This window comes from Hymenobacter actinosclerus, from assembly GCF_900111515.1.
GTDB lineage: Bacteria > Bacteroidota > Bacteroidia > Cytophagales > Hymenobacteraceae > Hymenobacter > Hymenobacter actinosclerus.
Genome location: NZ_FOHS01000001.1, coordinates 73,022 through 92,629, shown reverse-complemented (window position 1 = coordinate 92,629; position 19,608 = coordinate 73,022). Strand labels below are relative to the sequence as shown.

General features: G+C 62.8%; 20 protein-coding genes. 9 read left to right on the top strand and 11 right to left on the bottom strand.

The genetic code is table 11. The annotated features are described in order from the left end of the window. Window positions 1-145: 145 nt before the first annotated feature. Window positions 146-1,618 (top strand): hypothetical protein, encoded by a 1,473-nt coding sequence (locus BMY67_RS00430; RefSeq protein ID WP_092767248.1) that lies wholly within the window; start codon window positions 146-148, stop codon window positions 1,616-1,618. 163 nt (window positions 1,619-1,781) lie between these two features. Here the strand turns inward: BMY67_RS00430 and BMY67_RS00425 are convergent, their stop codons facing one another. After that, window positions 1,782-2,360, bottom strand: a complete 579-nt coding sequence (locus tag BMY67_RS00425) for an NADAR family protein (RefSeq protein ID WP_092767246.1) — start codon at window positions 2,358-2,360, stop codon at window positions 1,782-1,784. A 139-nt stretch (window positions 2,361-2,499) separates the two neighbouring features. Here BMY67_RS00425 and BMY67_RS00420 point away from each other — a divergent pair, with 139 nt between their 5' ends. The 3 genes from BMY67_RS00420 (at window position 2,500) to BMY67_RS00410 (ending at window position 4,127) form a co-directional block, all read left to right on the top strand. Further along, window positions 2,500-3,000: a hypothetical protein gene (locus tag BMY67_RS00420; RefSeq protein ID WP_092767244.1), complete on the top strand. Its 501-nt coding sequence runs from the start codon at window positions 2,500-2,502 to the stop codon at window positions 2,998-3,000. Window positions 3,001-3,082: 82 nt separating this feature from the next. Next, a complete protein-coding gene (locus tag BMY67_RS00415) occupies window positions 3,083-3,310 on the top strand; it encodes a hypothetical protein (RefSeq protein ID WP_092767242.1) in 228 nt (75 codons plus the stop codon). 118 nt (window positions 3,311-3,428) lie between these two features. Beyond that, the gene (locus BMY67_RS00410) at window positions 3,429-4,127 is read left to right on the top strand and encodes a metallophosphoesterase family protein (RefSeq protein WP_092767240.1); all 699 of its coding nucleotides are present in this window, start codon (window positions 3,429-3,431) and stop codon (window positions 4,125-4,127) included. 40 nt (window positions 4,128-4,167) lie between these two features. On the opposite strand, the gene BMY67_RS18710 is transcribed toward BMY67_RS00410, so the two are convergent. Together BMY67_RS18710 and BMY67_RS00400 are read right to left on the bottom strand one after the other, a co-directional pair. After that, window positions 4,168-4,968: a hypothetical protein gene (locus BMY67_RS18710; protein ID WP_143069646.1), complete on the bottom strand. Its 801-nt coding sequence runs from the start codon at window positions 4,966-4,968 to the stop codon at window positions 4,168-4,170. Window positions 4,969-5,050: 82 nt separating this feature from the next. After that, entirely contained in the window at window positions 5,051-5,554 is a 504-nt protein-coding gene (locus BMY67_RS00400) for a hypothetical protein (RefSeq protein ID WP_143069645.1), read from the bottom strand. A 162-nt stretch (window positions 5,555-5,716) separates the two neighbouring features. On the opposite strand from BMY67_RS00400, the gene BMY67_RS00395 reads away from it, so the two are divergent. From BMY67_RS00395 to rpiB, 3 genes are all read left to right on the top strand, one after another. Beyond that, window positions 5,717-7,009 carry a serine hydroxymethyltransferase gene (locus tag BMY67_RS00395; protein WP_092767236.1) on the top strand — a complete coding sequence of 431 codons (1,293 nt, stop codon included), beginning with the start codon at window positions 5,717-5,719 and terminating at the stop codon, window positions 7,007-7,009. A 183-nt stretch (window positions 7,010-7,192) separates the two neighbouring features. Then, the gene (tatC, locus tag BMY67_RS00390; protein ID WP_317040314.1) at window positions 7,193-8,053 is read left to right on the top strand and encodes a twin-arginine translocase subunit TatC; all 861 of its coding nucleotides are present in this window, start codon (window positions 7,193-7,195) and stop codon (window positions 8,051-8,053) included. Window positions 8,054-8,158: 105 nt separating this feature from the next. Further along, window positions 8,159-8,587 carry a ribose 5-phosphate isomerase B gene (rpiB, locus tag BMY67_RS00385; RefSeq protein ID WP_092767231.1) on the top strand — a complete coding sequence of 143 codons (429 nt, stop codon included), beginning with the start codon at window positions 8,159-8,161 and terminating at the stop codon, window positions 8,585-8,587. Between the two features lie 94 nt (window positions 8,588-8,681). Here the strand turns inward: rpiB and BMY67_RS00380 are convergent, their stop codons facing one another. From BMY67_RS00380 to BMY67_RS00345, 8 genes are all read right to left on the bottom strand, one after another. Then, window positions 8,682-9,293, bottom strand: a complete 612-nt coding sequence (locus BMY67_RS00380; protein WP_143069644.1) for a TetR/AcrR family transcriptional regulator — start codon at window positions 9,291-9,293, stop codon at window positions 8,682-8,684. A gap of 54 nt (window positions 9,294-9,347) precedes the next feature. Continuing rightward, entirely contained in the window at window positions 9,348-10,040 is a 693-nt protein-coding gene (locus BMY67_RS00375; protein ID WP_092767227.1) for a carotenoid biosynthesis protein, read from the bottom strand. 101 nt (window positions 10,041-10,141) lie between these two features. Then, on the bottom strand, window positions 10,142-11,611 hold the full coding sequence (gene crtD / locus BMY67_RS00370; RefSeq protein WP_092767225.1) for a 1-hydroxycarotenoid 3,4-desaturase CrtD: 1,470 nt from the start codon (window positions 11,609-11,611) through the stop codon (window positions 10,142-10,144). A 241-nt stretch (window positions 11,612-11,852) separates the two neighbouring features. Beyond that, the gene (locus BMY67_RS00365; protein ID WP_092767223.1) at window positions 11,853-13,040 is read right to left on the bottom strand and encodes a class I SAM-dependent rRNA methyltransferase; all 1,188 of its coding nucleotides are present in this window, start codon (window positions 13,038-13,040) and stop codon (window positions 11,853-11,855) included. A 149-nt stretch (window positions 13,041-13,189) separates the two neighbouring features. Then, window positions 13,190-13,732 carry a hypothetical protein gene (locus BMY67_RS00360; protein ID WP_143069643.1) on the bottom strand — a complete coding sequence of 181 codons (543 nt, stop codon included), beginning with the start codon at window positions 13,730-13,732 and terminating at the stop codon, window positions 13,190-13,192. 95 nt (window positions 13,733-13,827) lie between these two features. After that, entirely contained in the window at window positions 13,828-14,283 is a 456-nt protein-coding gene (locus tag BMY67_RS00355; RefSeq protein WP_092767220.1) for an SRPBCC family protein, read from the bottom strand. 54 nt (window positions 14,284-14,337) lie between these two features. Next, window positions 14,338-15,006 (bottom strand): hypothetical protein, encoded by a 669-nt coding sequence (locus tag BMY67_RS00350; RefSeq protein WP_092767218.1) that lies wholly within the window; start codon window positions 15,004-15,006, stop codon window positions 14,338-14,340. Then, on the bottom strand, window positions 15,006-15,785 hold the full coding sequence (locus BMY67_RS00345) for a metallophosphoesterase family protein (protein WP_245744815.1): 780 nt from the start codon (window positions 15,783-15,785) through the stop codon (window positions 15,006-15,008). Before BMY67_RS00345 ends, BMY67_RS00350 begins: the two co-directional genes overlap by 1 nt. A 657-nt stretch (window positions 15,786-16,442) precedes the next feature. Here BMY67_RS00345 and radA point away from each other — a divergent pair. Then, complete coding sequence (radA, locus tag BMY67_RS00340; protein ID WP_092767214.1) at window positions 16,443-17,831, top strand: DNA repair protein RadA; 1,389 nt, start codon at window positions 16,443-16,445, stop codon at window positions 17,829-17,831. 271 nt (window positions 17,832-18,102) lie between these two features. Further along, window positions 18,103-19,557 (top strand): TlpA family protein disulfide reductase, encoded by a 1,455-nt coding sequence (locus tag BMY67_RS00335; protein ID WP_092767212.1) that lies wholly within the window; start codon window positions 18,103-18,105, stop codon window positions 19,555-19,557. The last annotated feature ends 51 nt before the right edge of the window (window positions 19,558-19,608 follow it).

The window sequence follows — 19,608 nt, the reverse complement described above, 5'->3', positions numbered from 1 at the left end:
GGTAAACCGCTTCAACTTCAGCAACCGCGCCGTTTCTTCCGCAAAGCCTTATTTGTATAGGGTTGCTTAGTAGCTTTGCGACATGCGCGGTGGCCGGTCCTTTCCGGCCGCCCTTTTCAGCGGTCCGGCCGCTTCCTTTATACGAATGGCAAATACCTTATCCCCAACCCGCACCGGCTGGCAGCAATTCTGGCGGCACGCGCATTGGCTGCTGCTTATTCCGCTGCTAGCCGATTTGAGCTATTCGTATGTGGAGCACCTGAACGCCATACACGATGGCGACATGATATCCATTGCGCTGCCCCGCCCCAACATCATCCAGGCCCTCAACGACCCGTTCGGCTTATCGGCCCTGCTGGATGGGCAGGAGTACGCTGCTCCAAACCGCTACTTTGCCCTCAAAACCCTGTACCTGTACATGCGCCACATGCCGCTGTTTCTGCAGCATTTCGTGGACCCTATCTACAGCACGTACATGGCTTGTGCCATTGCCAAAACCCTCATTCAGGCCGGTTTCATTGCGCTGCTCGCCTATTACATCAGTTGCAGCTACCAGCTCAACAGCCGGAATTTCCTGCTGGCGGCCCTCCTGGTTACGCCCTTTTTTCAGACCGCGGGCTACATGTCGCAAATGGGAATTATCGACTACTCTATTACCTACTGCCTTTTCTACGCACTTCCGCTGCTGCTGCTGCTGATCTATTTTCTGCCTTTCTACGGGGCCTTGTTTCGTAATCCGGCCAAGCCGATAAGCACAGCCTGGCACGTAGCCCTGCCCCTGCTGGCGCTGGTAGTGGCGCTCAACGGGGCCATTGGCCCGGCCGCAACCGCCGTGTTTGGGGCGCCCCTACTGCTCAGGATAAGCTATCTGGCCTACAAGAACTCCGCAGGTATCCCCGGCGGTTTTTTTCAGCGCCTCTGGCACGGCCCTTACCGTGGCATGATCGGCCAATTGGTATTTCTGCTATTCGCCTGCACTTACTCGCTCTATATCGGCACGTTCAATATCGAGAACGTGCGGGAATTCACAGTTTGGGAAATATACGAGAAGCTTTGGGCAGGTATCCCCATCGAGTTTAACAGCCAGCTGGGATTCCCGGTACTGTTGGCGGCCGTGCTGGTGAACCTGCTGCTCCTGAAAGCCAGCACCCCGAATAGCTCGACTCGTACGATGCTGCGCGTTGCCCTGTGGCTGTTCGTGCTGGGGGCCATTTACCTGGCCCTGCTGCCCCTCGGTGGTTATCGTGCCTACCGCCCCAACATTGTCCGGCGCGACACCATTATCCCGATTACGCTGGCCCTGATGTACATTTTTGGGGTAAGTACGCTGTATTTGCTCCACCATGGGCCGCCCCGTTTCAACCGCTTGTACATTCCGGTCCTGCTGGCTCTCACCGCGCTGTATTCTTTCGCGGATGTGGCGGACCTGCGCGCCAATAACTGCGAGGTAGAAGCCCTGCGCACGATTGCTCGCTCCGAAGAGCCGGTAGTACACCTGGAAGCCGACTGCTCCATTATGAACTGGGGCCTCATCACCGACCCCAACGTATCGGGCGAAGCGGCCCGGATGCTGCAGTACTGGAATATAACCAAGGAGCAGCGACTCTTTTATCGTTAGGTCAGCCTCTTTCCTACTCCCCGTTTGAAGCGGGATGCGACGCTCAGAGTTGCATCCCGCTTTTCGTTTTCCCGCTCCCCCCGGCGTTCTATCACGGCCTTACCATCCACTGCCGGGCGGAACGAAAGGCTATAGCAGTTGAACTTGATCGAGCTGGCTGGTTTTAGCCGGCCGGCATGCTCAGCTTTTCCCGCACCTGCATCAGCGCAAAGCCCAGCAGGTTGAGGCCGCACCACGTTTCGGGGTGGGCAGCCTGGGGGCTGTCGTGGGCCAGTCCAATGCCCCAGATGGCATCTACGGGGCTGGCTTCTACCAGCACGCGGTTGCCGGTGCCGAGCAGAAACTTCTGCAGCTCCGGATGCTGGCCGAATTTGGCCGCGTTGCCGCGCACTACCACCTCGAAGCGGGCCGCCAGCCAACGGTTCTCCTCGAAGGGCACGATGCGGCGGCCCAGTTTTTTAGCGTCATTGGGATGGGCCGCCTTTAGGATGGCTTGGCGGGTGGTTTCGTCGCCGAACAAGCGGGCTTTTTCGGCCATCATGTAGTGCTCGGCCGTGGGGTACGTGTCGCCGTCGACGGTAAAGGGGACGGGGTACCACTGGCTGAAGCACTCTTTGCCGACGCGGCTTTTATCGGCCGGCGTGTGCCCCCAGAAAAACAGGTACTTGGGCGTCTCACCGGCTTCGAGCCGGCACAGCAGGGTTTCGACGGAACGGATAGGCGGTAGTGGGGCGGCTGCCATAAATGGTTGCTGGTCAGTGGTTTGTTAGGCAAAAGCAGCGCCGCCCGGGAACCGACAGCCAACTCAAAGCTAAACCCAAACCCGCAATCCACAGTACACTTTACCAAACGCCCCCAGTCCACCTCAATCCAAACTGAATATGGCTACCGACTCCAACGACCGCCCCGTGCGCGTCATCAACGACGATACCTCGAAGCAGGAAATGGAGGCCGGCCACATTGTGCCCGGCGCCGACCCGCCCAAGAACGAGGATGCCCGCGGCGGCTTCGGCAACCGCGATGGTAAGCAGGGTTTCGGCACCGACAGCTCCGACGGCATCACGGCCGTGTCGATGAACCAGAACGAGGACAAGACCGCCCCCCCGCACGATAACATGCGTACCACCGAGGAGGGCCGTCCCGACCGCCCCAACCAGGATATGCCCGCCGAGCGCCGGCTCTCGCAGCAGCCCCGCCGGCCCGTTGACGAACTCGATGGCGATGATGCCCGCAAAGGCCCCGACGAGATGGAAGACCCCGATTCACGTGTGGGCATGGGCCAGATGGAGGCCAATCCGCCCTCCAATGCCAAGCTCGCCAGCCAGGGCACCAACGCCGACCTCACCGACTACGAAGCCCAGGACACGGCCATCGACCAGTAATTTTTTAACAGCTGTTCGCTGGCGGCCATTGGCAGTGCAAAACCAGTGACTGCTAGCAACCAGCCAATTAACCCCTTTCATTATGTCTGATAAAAGCAACCAGCAGTCGCCGGAGCACAGTGGTGACCCGGCCGGCCAGGGCCAGCGCAAAGCCGACCCCAACAGCAAGCCCCTCGCTACCGGCGATGATCAGAAAGACCTTGCCGACGAGTACACGGAGGACGGACTGGACGAGATTCCGCCCTTCCTGGTGAACAACCCCAACCGCAACTACGACAAGCCCGACATCGACAAGCCGGCTTACAGCTAAGCCACTGGTCGCGAACTAAAAACCGAACGAGCACTCACGCAACTGGGTGCTCGTTCGGTTTTTGGCCACTCCTTTTCCCTGCGTTATACTTCCGCTGCCAAGCCCTCAGCCCGAAACTATGGCCCGCTACGCCCTCACCGATATTCATGGCTGCCTGCTGACGTTGCGTAAGCTACTGCAGGAGCGGCTGCCGCTGCGCCCGGCCGACGAGCTGTACTTCTTGGGCGACTACGTGAACAAGGGCCCCGATAGCCGCGGCGTGCTCGATTACCTGATGGCGCTGCCCGCGCAGGGATACCAGGTTGTCTGCCTGCGCGGCAACCACGACCAGGAGCTGCTCGATGCCGCCGACGGCCACGCCGACCGTAGCTGGCTTACCGAGCCCGAACGGCAGCTCACGCTACGCAGCTTCGGCATCGACCGTCCGCAGCTGCTGCCCCAGGCCCACCGGCGCTGGTTGCGCGAGCTGCCCTGCCAGTTTGATATACCCGGCTGGACCCTGGTCCACGCCGGCTACGACTTCCGCCAGCCGGCGGCCGAAATGCGCCGCGACTGGCACAGCATGCTTAACATCAAGGAGTTTGTGTTGGATGCCTCACGCCTGCAGGGCCGCCGGCTGGTGCACGGCCACGTGCCCACGCCCTACACGGAGGTGCAGCGCCGCCTGGCCCAGCACCCCGGGTCCGTTTGCCTCGACACCGGCTGCGTGTACCGCCACAATCCCGAGCTGCGCCACCTGGCCGCCTTCAACCTCGACACCCACGAGCTGACGCTGCAAGCCAATATTGAACCGGACTACCCGATTGCGAAGCGGTAAGCACACGGCGCCACGCCTGCTGCAAACCCACTCTTAACGCTTACTCTTTGAGCGCATCGGAGCGCAGCACGCGGCGGGCGGCCTCCTGGTACGGGTTGCGCGGGTCGTTGGACACGGCGCGCAAAGTGTTGCGGGCGGCCGTGGTCTGCTGGTTGCGCCAGTAGGCCATGCCCAGGTGGTAGCGCGCCCGGCCCGCCAGCGGCGAACCGGCCTGCGTGGCTACCCGCCGCAGAAACGGCTGGGCCGCCTGAATCTGCTCGGGGTCGTCCTGGCTCAGCAGGAAAATACCGTTGTAGTACGTGAGCGTGTCCTGGCCGATGGCATTGCTGGGAATGCGCTGCAGTGCCTGCAGCGCCGGCGGATACTGCCCTTCGCGGTAGAGGCGCATGGCTTCGGCCAGCAGCGGCCGCTGCCCCTCCCCCACCACCGAATCAGACAGGCCGGCTTCGGGCTGATAGTAGCGGCTCCAGGTGTCGGCGGCCGAGGGGGCAGTGGGGCGCCACAGCAGCCACAGGCCCAGCAGCGCCAGCAGGACAGCCGCCACGCCCACGCCCCAGCGGCGCTGCTGCTGGTGCTGGCGCCGCCGCACCCGCGACAGGGCCAGCTGGCGCTGGTCGAGGCGCAGGTCGAGGGCCAGCAGGCGCTGGTACAGGGTTTCGTGGCCCGCCACCCAGCGCAGGTCGGCCGTGAGCTGCTCGTACTGCTGGTAGGCCTGGTAAAGGGCGGGGTCGGTTTCGAGCCGGGTTTCGAAGGCCTCCTGCTCGGCGGCGCTCAGCTGGCCGTCGGCAAAGCGTTCCAGCTCTTCCAGGTAGGGTCGCAGGTCGGGGGCGGGCAGGGGCATAAGGGCAGAAATAGCAGCGGGCGGGTAAAACGGACGCGGGGCACGCCGCAGCTAAGCTACGCAGAAGCCCGGAGCCAGGGCGCTAGGCAGCGGCGCGCAGGCGCAGCTCGTAGAGTTTGCGCAGGCAGCTCGATTTCTGCATGCGGGCCACGTTGGCATTGGCAAAGCCCATCTTGCCGGCCATTTTCTCGAAGTGGTAGCCCCGAAAATAAAAATACATCAGCATCTTCTGGCAGTCGAGGCCCATGGTGCGGAACAGGGCCAGCAGCTGCTGGCGGCGCCCGTTTTCGTGGGCCGGCAGCCGGGCCGTGGTGCGGGCGGCGCGCATCTGCTCGTCGGCCAGGCCATACACGTAGGCGCGCAGGTTTTCGGGCACCTTGGTCAGGCGGCCGTCGGCTACCTGGTCGTAGAACTCGACCAGCACAACGCGCAGCAGCTCGTGGGCGGCGGGGGCCTCCAGCTGGTGCTGCCGGCGCGCCCAGCGCGCAAACAGGGTCCGGTTCTGCTCGTAGAACTGCACCAGAAACGACTGATTGCCCATCCGAAGACTGGTCAGGACTTCGGCAAGTTGCTGGGGTGTATCCATAGGAAGGGCAAGATAAGGCTAAAGGTGAGATAGTGAGAGGGTGAAATGGTGAGTTTGACGTTCCAACAGCCTGTCGGCGCAAACGGCGCTATAAGGTTTCTGGAACGTCAAACTCACTATTTCACCCTCTCACTATCTCACCTTTCTCTTACCTTTGAAGATATGGAAACTCAAGCTCGCGTCCTCGCCCCCGATACCGCCGTTTTCGACCTCATCAAACAGGAGAAAGTCCGCCAAACCCACGGCATTGAACTCATTGCCTCCGAAAACTATGTTTCGGAGCAGGTAATGCGGGCCCAGGGCTCCATCCTGACCAACAAATACGCCGAGGGCCTGCCCGGCAAACGCTACTACGGCGGCTGCGAAATCGTGGACCAGATTGAGCAGCTGGCCATCGACCGGGCCAAGGAGCTGTTTGGGGTGGCGTGGGTGAACGTGCAGCCGCACTCCGGCGCTCAGGCCAACGCGGCCGTGATGCTGGCCATCCTCAACCCCGGCGACAAAATTCTGGGCTTCGACCTCAGCCACGGCGGCCACCTTACGCACGGCTCGCCCGTGAACTTCTCGGGCAAGCTTTACCAGCCCAGCTTCTATGGCGTCGAGAAGGAAACCGGCCTCATCGATTTTCAGAAGGTAAAGGAAACGGCCCGCCGCGAAAAGCCCAAGCTCATCATCTGCGGAGCCTCGGCCTACTCGCGCGACTGGGACTACCAGGCCCTGCGCGAAGCTGCCGACGAAGTGGGCGCTCTGCTGCTGGCCGACATTTCGCACCCCTCGGGCCTGATTGCCAAGGGTCTGCTCAACAACCCGTTCCAGCACTGCCACATCGTAACTACTACCACCCACAAAACCCTGCGCGGCCCCCGCGGCGGCCTGATTATGATGGGCCAGGATTTCGAAAACCCCTTCGGCCTGAAAACACCCAAGGGCGAAACCCGCATGATGTCGGCGCTGCTCGACTCGGGCGTATTCCCCGGCACCCAGGGTGGCCCGCTGGAGCACGTTATCGGGGCCAAGGCCGTGGCCTTCGGCGAAGCCCTCACCGACACCTACGCCGACTACACCCGCCAGGTAGTAGCCAATGCCCAGGCCCTGGCCGGCGCCTTCGTGGAGCGCGGCTACGAGCTGATTTCGGGCGGCACCGACAACCACCTGATGCTGATTGACCTGCGCAGCAAGGGCCTGACCGGCAAGCTCGCCGAAAACACGCTCGTAAAGGCCGACATTACCATCAACAAAAATATGGTGCCCTTCGACGATAAGTCGCCCTTCGTGACCTCGGGCATGCGCATTGGCTCGGCCGCCGTAACGACGCGCGGCTTGCGCGAGCCCGACATGGTGCGCATCGTGGAGTTTATTGACGAGGCCCTGACCCACAACGCCGACGACGCCCGCCTGGCCAAAGTGCGCGGCGAAATCAACGAATGGATGCAGCAATACCCGCTCTTCAGCTGAAGGAGTGACCCGGCGAAGGAGTGAATGAGTGCGTCGGTGATGGCAGGAATGAGTCGCCCGAATTAGCCTGGCAAACCCCAACTGCCCGTAATTTCGTTTGTTCTCATTCCTTCACCGAATCAGTTATTCACTCCTTCGCCGGGTCACTCATTCGCTCATTCACCTATTCACTCATTTCCCACAGTGTCTGCAACTCAACCCATGCTGGGCGACCAGCAGGAAATGTCGTTTATCGACCACCTGGAGGCGCTGCGTTGGCACGTTATCCGGGCCGCCATTGCCGTGGTGGTGTTTTCCCTCGGGGCCTTCTTTGCCAAGGATTTCCTGTTCCACGACCTGATGCTGGGCCCGTCGCGGCCCGATTTCTGGACTTACCAGATGTCGTGCAAGGCGGCCGCGCTGCTGCACGCCCCGGGCCTGTGCATCGATAAAATCGGGTTCGTCATTCAGAACCGCGAGATGAGCGGGCAGCTGACCATGCACATCAGCACGAGCTTTATCGTGGGCATCGTGCTGGGCTTTCCGTACTTGTTCTGGGAGCTGTGGCGCTTCATCGAGCCGGGCCTGTACCCGCACGAGCGCCAGAACTCGCGCGGCGCCGTGTTTTTCGTGTCGGTGCTCTTCATTATGGGCCTGCTGTTCGGCTACTACATTGCCGCCCCCATGAGCATTCAGTTCCTGGCCGGCTACGTGGTGGATGCCAGCATCGAGAACCAGATTGACATGCAGAGCTACCTGAGCACGCTCACGACCATGAGCCTGTCGTGCGCCTTCGTGTTCGAACTGCCGATGATTGTGTTCTTCCTGGCCAAAGCGGGCCTGATTACGCCCGACATCATGCGCGTGTACCGTAAGCACGCCATTGTGGTAGTGCTCATTATTGCGGCCATCATCACGCCGCCCGAAGTCACTTCGCAGATAATAGTGACCATTCCGATTATTCTGCTCTACGAGGTGAGCATCAACATTGCCCGCGTAGTTACGCGCAACCGCACCGCCGCCCTCAACACCCAGCTGGCCGAAAACCAGGGCGTGGCGGAATAAACGAGCTGCCAGCCGCAAGCTACAGGCTACAGGCTACAAGCTGACGTTCAACATCCGCTTGCAGCTTGCAGCTTGTGGCTGGAAGCTCCTTAAAAAAAACATCCTATGAAACTAGCCATCGGCTCCGACCATGCAGGCTTCGAGTACAAGCAAATGCTGCTACAGTGGCTGCGCGACAACGGCTACGAGGTGCAGGACTTCGGCACCCACTCGGCCGACTCGGTAGACTACCCCGACTACGTGCACCCACTGGCTACGGCCGTCGAGAAAGGCGAGTTCGAGCTGGGTTTGCTGCTGTGCGGCTCGGCCAACGGCGTGTGCATCACGGCCAACAAGCACCAGGGCATCCGGGCGGCCATTGCCTGGGAGCCCGAGCTGGCCACGCTGGCCCGCCAGCACAACAACGCCAACGTTATCTGCATTCCGGCCCGCTTCGTGAGCGAGGAAACGGCCCGCGCCATTGCCAGCCAGTTCCTCAACACCGCCTTCGAAGGCGGCCGCCACCAAAACCGGGTAGCCAAGATTGCCTGCTAGGTGAGCTGATTTAGCGAGAAAGAACGGTCATTCTTCGACTGCGGCTGCGCCTTCGCTCAGAATGACCGTTCTTTCTCGCTAAATCAGCTTTCTATCAAAGCCGCTCGAAGTGGCTGGTGACGGCGTGCAGGCCGGCGGGGGTGCAGAGGCCACGCACGTAGGGCGCAAAGATGTTGCGGTACACCTCCGACACATCGACCTGGTCGGGCGGGAAAAGCTCCTCGTTGAGCACCAGGCTGAACTGCGCCAGGATGATGTGGGCAATCAGACGGGCATCGAGGCTGGCGCGGAACTGGCCCTGGCTGATGCCGCCCTGCAGCAGGCGCACGAGCAGCGCGCCGGTGTAGTCGCGCAGATGGTCGCAGATAAGCTGCCACGACCGCGGGAACTGCGTCCGCATAATGTGGTAGTCGTAGTTGGGGGCCTGGCGCAGCTCGTTGAGGCTGTAGCGCAGCAGGCCCACCAGGCACTCGGCGGGCGTATCGAGGTTGGCAAACAGCTCGGCGTGCTCCTGCCGCTGGCGCACCAGGTTGCTCTCGGTTATAGCGTACAGCAGCTTTTCCTTTGAGCCGAAGGTTTGCCGGAACTCAGCGGGCGTGCAGTCGAGGGCGGCCGCCAGCTGCTCCTCGTGGGGCAGGCGCACGCCCACCTGCCTAAACAGCTCGGCAGCGCGCTCGAGAAGTTGTTTACGTATAGTTTGCTCCATATCAGGTGGGTAAGCGCTAGCTGAAAAACAACTGGCTGGTGCCGCTTGCTCGCATCAGAGCAACATGCCCAGACCAAAGAAAAACAGCAGCTGCACCAGGTACACAAACGGCGCCAGCGCATTGCGTTTTTTAAAGTCGGTCCGGTTGAAATATACCTGGAAAATCAGGCTCACCACAAACCAGCCCTTGAAATTCAGCAGCGGAATAACGTCGTACTGCCAGCTCCAGAAATCGTACTGCACGGCCACCGGCTCGATGCAAACATCGAGCCCAACCATGAGCAGGGCCGCTACAATTGCCCGCCCAAAATCGGGCAGGGGCAGGTAGGTGGCCAGGATACCCGCCGAATAGGTTACAATAATCCAGTTAACGCCAATAAGCAGCGGCACGCCCAGCCACTTAATGCCCAGCGAGGCGCCATACTGGTAGTGCCCAAACAGGAGGCCCGTGCGGATGCCAACTACTTCCACGAAGAAGCCCATAACGGCTATTAGCACGCAAAAGCTCCAGAACGCCGGCGTGCGCCGGGGCTGGAAAGCCAGCAGCAGCCCCACCGTGAGCAGCAGCGTGAGGGGCATGAAGCGCAGGAAGAATTCGGGGCTCTCGGAAAACGCCAGCCCCACAAAACCCGTGACGTGGAACAGCAGCAGCACCCCCTGGGCCCAGCGCAACCGCCGTTGCTGCCGCTCGGCGCGGGTACTGGCTACCGGAGCCGCCGCAGGATGTTGTTGGGTAGATTCGGGCATTGGGTGATGAATTAAAAACCAAAGATCAAACGTGAAAAGCCGGGGCGAATCGTTCAACGCCCCCAAACCGGCCGAAAAGTCTCAGCGGCCATTTTTCACTTTTACTCTTTAATTAAATCGGACACGATGTGGGCCGAGAGCAGGCAGAGCGGGATACCGCCGCCGGGATGCACCGAGCCGCCGCAAAAGTACAGCCCTTTCAACTGCCGCGAAAAATTGGGGTGGCGCAGAAAGGCGGCCAGCGCGTTGTTGCTGGAGCTGCCGTACAGCGCCCCGCCAAACGAGGACGTGCGCTCGGCAATACCCGGCGGGTCCCACACGTGCTCGGCCCGGATGAGCGGCCCGATGTCGGTGCCCAGCGCACGGTTCACGCGGCTGATTACGGCCGCGCGGGTCCGGGCCACCAGCGCCGGCCAGTCCTGGCCCTGGTCGTGGGGCACGTTCACCATCACAAACCAGTTTTCGTGGCCCGCGGGCGCGTCGGTGGGCGTGTGGCCGCTGGTGATGTTGACGTACACCGTGGGGTCGGGGCTGATGGTTTTATCCTGGAAGATGGCTTCGAACTCGCGCTGGTAGTCTTCGGAAAAGAAGATGTTGTGCACACCCAGCTCGGGAAAGCGGCGGGCGATGCCCCAGTAAAAAATCAGGGCCGACGACGAGCGGGGCTGGCTGAGCGTGCGCTCGGGCGCGGGCTGCGCGGGCAGCAAATGGCGGTAGGTAGGCACCACATCCATGTTGCTCACCACCTGCCCGAACTGGTAAGGGCCCTGGTCGGTGCGCAGGCCGGTTACGCGGCCGTTTTCAACCAGGATTTCGCGCACCGGCTCGTGGTAGCGGAACTCCACGCCCAACTCCTGGGCCAGCCGCACCAGGCTTTGGGCAATGGCATAGATGCCGCCCTCAGGGTAAAACGCCCCAATACCGTGCTCCAGGTGCGGAATCATGCTCAGCGTGGCCGGGGCCTGGTAGGGGTCGGAGCCGTTGTAGGTGGCAAACCGGTCGAAGAGTTGCACCAGCCGCGGGTCGGCAAAGGCAGCTTCGTGGCGCTGGTGCATGGTGCTGGTAAGGCCGAGCTGGGGCAGCGCGGCCAGGGCTTTCAGCACTTCGGAGCTGAGGTAGGTCCCGGCCTTGTGGAGGCTTTTTTGCAGAAACGTGCCCGCCGTGGCGTCGTAGGCCCGGCCGCTGCGGGCCAGGAAAGCGCGCACGTCGGCGGCCGGGGTGCCCAGTTTGGCTTCCACTTCGCGGGCAAACTTCTCCTCGTCGGCCCAGGCCGTAAGGCGGGTGCCGTCGGCGAAAAAGTACTCGGTAATCGGGTCGAGGCGCTGGTAGCGGAAGTAGTCTTCGGGCCGGCGGCCGGCCAGCCGGAACAGCTCGTCGACGAGGTGGGGCAGCGTGAAAAGCGAGGGGCCGCCGTCGAAGCGGTAGCCGCCGGGCAGTTCCAGCTGGTGCATTTTGCCACCGAAGCTTTCCTGGGCCTCAAACACCACCACGCGGTGGCCCGCCACGGCCAGCCGCACGGCCGTGGCAATGCCGCCGATGCCCGCCCCGATGATGGCAGTGGATGGAGTCATTTGGTTTGAGCTGTTAGCTTTTTTGTGCTGGCGAATTTTGCAAACTCCAAGAGAGCGAGCAACTGGAGTACGCTGCCCGAAAGCAACTCACCTGCAAACACGTTACGGCTCGTTCGGTTTAGGCCCGGCTGCTTTCCTGCGAAAATCACCGGAAAGCAGCACCGAGGCAGCCGTGCAGTGTCACCCCCAAAGCTTACAGTTCACAGCTTACAGTTCACAGCTCACAGTTCACAGCTAAAAACTATTCCACGGCCAGCACCAGCCCTTTCAGGTAGGCGCCTTCGGGGTGGAACAGGCTCACGGGGTGGTCGGCGGGCTGGGTGAGGCGGTGCAGGATGCGGGCGGGGCGGCCGGCCTCGATGGCGGCGGCCAGCACCGCGCCCTCGAACAGCTCGGGCGACACGACCTGCGAGCAGCTGAAGGTGAACAGCAATCCGCCCGGCGCAATCTGGCTGATGCCGGCCGCGTTGAGGCGCTTGTAGCCCATCAGGGCATTGTGGCGGGCCGAGAGGTGCTTGGCGAAGGCAGGAGGGTCGAGCACGATGAGGTCGTACTGTTCGTCGCGGTGCTGCTTCATAAAGCTGAACACATCCTCGGCAAAGGCCTCGTGCTTGTGGGCCAGACCCGTGAGGGCGGCGTTGCGCTCAGTCAGCTCGATGGCCCGCTTGCTCGAATCGACGGAATGCACCAGCTCGGCGCCGGCCTGCAGGGCGTAGGAGCTGAAGCCGCCGGTGTAGCAGAACGTGTTGAGCACCCGGCGGCCGGGCGCGTAGCGGGCCAGCAGGCTGCGGTTGTCGCGCTGGTCGATGAAGAAACCGGTTTTCTGGCCCGTCTCCCAGTCAACGGCGAACGGGTGGCCGTTTTCCTGCACCACGTGCTCCTGGCCGTTGCTTTCGCCCAGCAGGTAGCCGTTCTGGGCGCCCGGTGCGGCCTTGGCGGGCACGGTTTCGGCGCTCTTATCATAAATGGCCCGCAGACCCGGAATAACGGCCTGCAAAGCGGCGGCAATCAGGGGGCGTGCTTGGTACATGCCCGCGCTGTGCGTCTGCACTACAGCCGTGTCGCCGTACACGTCGATGATGAGGCCGGGCACGCCGTCGCCCTCGGCGTGGGTGAGACGGTAGACGTCGGTGCTGCCGGTGCCGGTCAGGCCCAGGCCCTGGCGCAGCTGGTAGGCGTTGCGCAGGCGGTTTTCCCAGAACCCGGCGTCGGGCAGGCGGGCATCGGGGCCGAAATCGAGCAGGCGCACGGCAATCGAGCCGGGGGCGTAGTGGCCCACGCCCAGCACCTCGCCGCCCGCGGCGCGCACCGTTACGGGCGCCCCTTCGGTCACTTCGCCCTCCATCCGGCCAATGGCGCCCGAAAACACCCAGGGGTGGCGGCGGCGTAGCGACTGGTCTTTTCCGGGTTTGAGCGTAATGGTGGCCATATTTCTGAGCTGTTAGCTATCAGCGGCTAGCTGTTAGCTTTCGTGTAAGATTGAATTGGTCTTTCTTCAAGAGAACCGCGCGGCGGTTGGCCAGCGAGCTTTTCTGTCGAAACGAAAGCGTAAAGGTACGCCCGCCCACGCCTCCACTCCTACCGAAACGGGTCGATGTAGGCCACCAGCACCGCCAGCGCCGACAGGCCCAGCAGAACGGCCCACACCGGGCCGCCCCAAATCAGCAGGCCAACGAGCGAAATCGGACCCACTATCAGCCCCAGCACGCCCAGCACCGTGGTACCCAGGCCCACTTCGGCCACGGCCTGTGCCCCATCGGTGGCGCCGCGCCGGCCGGGCCGCACAACGGCCGCGTAGGTGGGTTGGGCCGCCGCCGAAAACGACCGGGCCAGCCGCGCCGGAACAGCCCCCGCAGTTCTTCGGACGGGCCGGCGCGCGGCATGGGAAGCCACCGGCCGGGCCACAGCGGCCGGCAAAGCCTTCACGGCCGCCGACGCGGGCGCGGCAGCCGGTAGCGCCTGGGCCGGAGCGGGCCGTTGCGACGCAGCGGCTACCGTGGGCGCGGGCCGGAACTGGTAGGCCGACTGAGCGCTACGGCAACCGGCGGCCCCCAGCAGCAGGCCCGTTGCGGCGGAGCAGGAAAAAAGGAAACGGCGGGTGAAGGCAGTAAAAACAGGCATGGGCATTGGGCTGAGAAGCGGCAAGATACGCGGGCCGCCGGGCCCTATACGGCAACCCGCCCGCCCGCGCTGCCCAACGGCCCCCGGCGCCCCCGTTATTGGCCCGCGGCCGACCCGAACCAGCGCCGGTAAATGGGCCGCCGCCAGGCAAACTGGGCCCACACGGCCGGCCACAGCAGCCGGTCGAGCAGCTCCGAGCCGGTGCGGTATTCCAGGTCTTCCACGATGTAAGTACCGCCGCTGGGCGCGGGCTGCATCAGGTGGCGGTGCTGCCAGTAGCGCAACGGCGCGGGCAGTTGCTCGCCCTCATCCACAAAGTAGTAGGTGCCATTGGCCGTGATGCCGTTATCAGTGATGAGCGAAGTCCAGCGCTGACGCAACGGACCGGCGCCCAGCTCCAGGTGCACCTCGTCGCCGCGCTGGCAGCCATCGAAGCGCAGCAGCCGGAAGGGCGGAAACGGCGGGGCCAGGGCCAGAAACAGCTCGCGGGTAAAGCCCCGCCACACCTCGGCGGGCGCGGCTTCGACGTGGGTGCGCAGGTACAGATTCATGGCAGGCTAACCCCCGAAACCGGGTGCGGGTTTTGGCGGGGCTCCCCGCCGTGGCTAAAACTCCAGCTTCAGGCCCAGGGCCAGCGTGGCAATGTCGGGCAGCGAGAGGGCGCGGTGGTTCTGGTAGTAGCTGATGGCATACAGGTCGTTGGTGGCCAGTTCGTAGTAGGTCGTGAGGCGACGGGCCCGGCCACTGGCCGCGGCGGGCAGCGCGTAGCTCAGGCTGCTGCCCAGCACCGGACCGTAGCGCATGGTGCGCGAAAACCAGTAGTAGTCGTTGGGGTACTGGTCGGGCTTGCCGGGGTTGCGCAGCCCGAAGGTATAGCTGCCGTACACGCCCACCGCCAGCGGCTGCAGGGCCAGCTTGGAGCCCAGCGGCAGCTCCCAGGGAGCATATTTCAGCTTCACCGAGGCAATGGTGAGGGCCGTGCCCGCGTGCTCGGCCGGCACGTAGCCCAGCAGCCCGTCCACGTCGAGGTGGCGGTGGGCGAAGCTCAGGCCGCCGCCCACGCTCAGCATGCCCAGGCCGCCGCCGGTTTGCAGCAGCAGGTGGCGCGGCTGGTAGCGCATGGTTCGGGCCGGCGCCGGTGCGGCCGGGCCGGTGGTGGCCAGGGTTTCGGTGGCTACCCGAACAGAATCGGAGGGGTCGGGCCCATTGGGCCAGGGGGCGGCCGATGGGGCAGCGGCGGACAGCAGCGCCGCCAGAAGCAGAGAGGCAGCCATCAGAAGGAAATTTGTTTGAGCCGGAACTGCTTATCGCCCCAGACCGTGACGACGAGGTAGTTGCGCTTCTCGAAGGAGTAGGAGTTGACGTAGGTAACGCCGTCGTCGAAGGGCTGGCCCACGCTGTAGTCGTGGCGGTGGCCGTTCATTTCGAACACCAGGTTGGGGGTTTCACGCAGGGCCGCCGCGTAATCGGCGCGCAGGGTGGGGTCGAAATCATTATCCTGCGGCGGTACGTGGCTGACAACCACCGTGCGGCGGGCGCCGTTCGGGTCGGCCAGCTGCCCGCGCAGCCAGGGCACGTCGGGCACGCGGCCGTTGAAGTTGTACTCGCGGCTGTTGGTGTCAACCAGCACAAACTTCGTGTCGCCGAACACAAAGGAGTAGTTCAGCGGCCCGAATATTTCCTGGTAGGCCTCGCGGCCGTTGGCCACCTGGTCGTGGTTGCCGATAACGGTCAGGTAGGGCACCTTCAGCCGGCGCAGCTCATTGTCGACCCACTGCATCTCGCGGCCCAGCCCGAAGTCGGAAATGTCGCCGCTCACCAGCATAAACTGGATGCCGGGCTGCTGATTGACGCTGCGCACCAAGTCTTCGCCCTGGTCGTAGAAACGCTGCGAGTCGCCGGTGAACACAAAGCGCAGCGAATCGCCGGGCGGCAGTGGCGTGGCGGCCAGGCGGGCCAGGTTTTTGGCCGTCAGGTCTTTCTGATCGGCGGGGGCGCGGTGGTCGTTGGGACTGTATTCCACCAGCTCGCAGGCGCTCAAGCCAGCGGCCAAAGCCCCGATTAGTGCGCTCCGCAGGAGGGGGGAAGAGGAAAAAGAAAACATGCTACTCGGATTATATACTTTCCGGGCAGCGAGAAAAACGGGTGCTGAGCGGAAGCCATTTATACCAGTTGAGAGGCGGGTTTGTTGGCCCAAAAACCCCTTGCAGACCTCGCCAAACCTCTTTCGGGTCGCCGCGTTTCCTGTCCAAAGTCTGTTTAGAACAAGCTGGCCGGGCAAAACCAAAGCTGAAGTCAATCTGAAGACAATCTGAGTTTCCAGATAAAATTTTTCTCCTCCTCCCTGATTCCATCTCTGCCCCTGCCCTGGTGCGGGGCCAACCGGGCCCTGAGGGCGGTGCTGGCCGGCCGCACCGCCCTCCTCAGCGAGCCGGTCGGGGCAATCGGTCAAGCCCCGGCCGACCGCCAGCATGCCGGGCGTAGCGAGCGGCGTTGCGCTACCGAATCAGCCTTCATCCGACTACTGCAAACTCCTAGCTTTCAACAGTATGCAGTGCTGTCTCACCTCACTTTTTCACTTGTCTAGGAGAGCAAGGCCGCAATTCTGGCCGCCGCCGGCGCGGGGCTTCGTGGGAAAGATGTTTATTGCCAAACTTTTTGGCTTTATGCCGCATTTATTAGTTTTCTCTTCTCTGATTTACCTGCCGGCATGGCCAAAATAAAAACCCTGTACTTCTGCCAGAACTGCGGCGCGCAGTCGGCCAAATGGATTGGCCGCTGCCCCAGCTGCGGCGAGTGGAACACCTACGTGGAGGAAGTGGTCGAGAAAACCGTTCCCGATACGGCTGCCAACGCCTGGAAGGCTTCCTCGTCGGTGGGCGGCACCTCCAAAGCCGCCAGGCCCAAGCCGCTGGGCGAGATTATCTTCGAGGAGGAGTCGCGCCTCAACACCCACGACGACGAGCTGAACCGGGTGCTGGGCGGCGGATTGGTGCCCGGCTCGCTGGTGCTCATTGGCGGCGAGCCGGGCATCGGCAAAAGCACCCTCATGCTCCAGATTGCCATGCAGCTCAACGGCCTGCGCGTGCTCTATGTGAGCGGCGAGGAAAGCGAGCAGCAGATAAAAATGCGGGCCGAGCGCCTGGGCCGCCAGCAGCCCGGCCTCTACATCCTCACCGAAACCAACACCCAGAACATCTTCCGCCAGATCGACCAGCTCCAGCCCAACGTGGTGGTGGTCGACTCCATCCAGACGCTGCACAGCACGCTCGTCGAGTCGGGGGCGGGCTCGGTGAGCCAGGTGCGCGAGTGCACCGCCGAGCTGCTCAAGTACGCCAAGGATACCGGCGTACCGGTGCTGCTCATCGGCCACATCACCAAAGACGGCTCCATTGCCGGCCCCAAAATTCTGGAGCACATGGTCGATACTGTGCTGCAGTTCGAGGGCGACCGGCACCTGACCTACCGCATTCTGCGCACCGTAAAAAACCGCTTCGGCTCGACGTCGGAATTGGGTATTTACGAGATGCAGGGCGCCGGGCTGCGGCAGGTGAGCAACCCCAGCGAAATCCTGCTTTCGCAGCGCAGCGAAATCCTGAGCGGGCTGGCCATTGGGGCTACACTGGAGGGCAACCGGCCGCTGCTGGTGGAGGTGCAGGCCCTGGTGACTCCGGCCACCTACGGCACGCCCCAGCGCTCGGCCACCGGCTTCGACGGCAAGCGCCTGCAGATGCTGCTGGCCGTGCTGGAGAAGCGCAGCGGCCTGCGTTTGGGCCAGCACGACGTGTTTCTAAACATTGCCGGCGGCCTGCGCCTCGAAGACCCGGCCTTGGACTTAGCCGTGTGCGCGGCCGTGGTCAGCTCGCTGAACGACGTGCCCATCCGGGGCGAAATCTGCCTGGCGGCGGAGGTAGGTTTGAGTGGGGAAATAAGGGCCGTGAGCCGCCTCGACCAGCGCCTGGGCGAGGCCGAAAAGCTGGGCTTTGCGGAAATGTACATTTCGCAGTTCAACGCCAAGGGCCTCGATCTGGCCCGCTACGGCATCCGGGTGCACCCCGCGGGCCGGCTCGATGAGGTATTGACGGGCTTGTTCGGCTAAGCCAGCCCGGGGCGGCCGCGACAATTTGCAACCGACATAACTGCAGCCAAGCCGTAAAAGTCCTATATTTTCCGGAGGTGGTACCGCCGCGGGCGAAGAGCGTATAAAACTTTGTCTCTTTTGCCCAAATTGCCAAAAAAACTGCTGGCTGCTGTTGGCTGTTGTGGTTTATTCCAACGTATCTTCGAATCTGAAATTGACTTTTACCGCGACCCAACTATCCTCTTCTCCGGGGCTGGCCGCTGGTAAATCCTTCCCTTGCTCCCGCCCGATGACGCTTCGCTTTTCGCTTCTTCCGATTATGGTTTGGGTTGGCCTGCTACTGACGCCGCTACTGGGCCACGCCCAGGGCACGGCAGTGCTGACGGGCAAAGTAAGTGGCCGCCTCAGCAGCGACACGGTGGCCATATCGGTGCGCGAAAACCCGTTGGAGGCGCAGGAGCAAATCACGTATGCCCGCCTCGACAGCAAGGGCGAGTTCCGGCTGGCGCTGGCGCTGAAGGGCCCCACCCGGGCCGAACTGGTGTACGACGACGACGTGACGGAGCTGTTCCTGGAGCCCGGCAACCAGCTCGATGTACGCTTCAAGAGTACTGATCTGGCGGGCAGTGTCCGCTACAAGGGTCGCGGAGCCGATGCCAACACGTTTCTGGCCGAGATGGAAGACAAATTCGTGGAGAACGAAGGCTTCCAGGTGCTGCCCGACAACATCATGTTCTATGAGGCGCCGTTCCTGTCGTTTCTGGAGTACCGCCGCAAGGAGGAGCTGAAGTTTCTGGAAAGCAACGCCGATGGCCTGAGCCAGGCCTTCAAGGACTTTGTGCGGGCCCGCATCACCTACAGCTACGCCAACGACCGGCTCACGTTCCAGGACCTGCGCGAGCAGGTGGTGGCCACCGAGGGCCGGCTTAAAATGTCGCCCACCTACTACGATTTCCTCAACGATAAAACTCTGATTGAGAACCCCGCCGCCATCAGCAACGGGCTTTACCAGGAGTTTCTGCTCAACTACATCCACTACCTGGCCACGAGCAGCGGCAAGCAGCGCACCGACCCCGATTTCTACCAGGTGTGCTACGAGCTGGCCGGCCAGCGCCTGGGTGGCGCCATCAAGCCCGTTGTAATGGGCCGCATCCTGAAGGAGTCGTTCCGCTTCGGCCACATCAAGCAGTCGGCCGCCATGCTCGAACAGTACCGCGCCGTCGACAAAGCCAACCAGTACTACCCGGTATTGAAGGCCGATTTCGAGCTGCACAAGGCCTTTGCCATCGGGGCCCCGGCCCCCAATTTCCGGCTGATTTCGACCAACGGCGACACGACCAGCCTGCGGCAGTTTGCGGGCAAGCTGGTGTACCTCAACTTCTGGCGCACCACCAGCGGCCTGGCCCTGCGCGACCTGCCCTACGCCGCCGACCTGGCCAAGCGCTTCGAGGGCAAGAACATCGTGTTTCTGAACGTGGCGCTTGACGAGAATGAGGGTGCCTGGAAGCAACTGGTCGTCAGCAAAAGGCTGCCCGGCACGCACCTGCGGGCTGCCGGGGGGCTGCGCTCGGCCGTGGCCCGCTCCTACGGCGTGCAGGATGTGCCCACCTATTTCCTGCTGGCCGAAGACGGTACCTTCCTCAACACCCGCCCCAAGCGCATGAGCAGCCGCGCCGCCGTCGACGAAATCAAGGAGTCGTTTGGCAAAGCCAACACCTACAGCAGCACGCTGGAAAAGAAGTAGCTTTTTTGGGAAGCCCGGAGTCAGGAGCTAGAAGATAGAATAGGAGTTGTC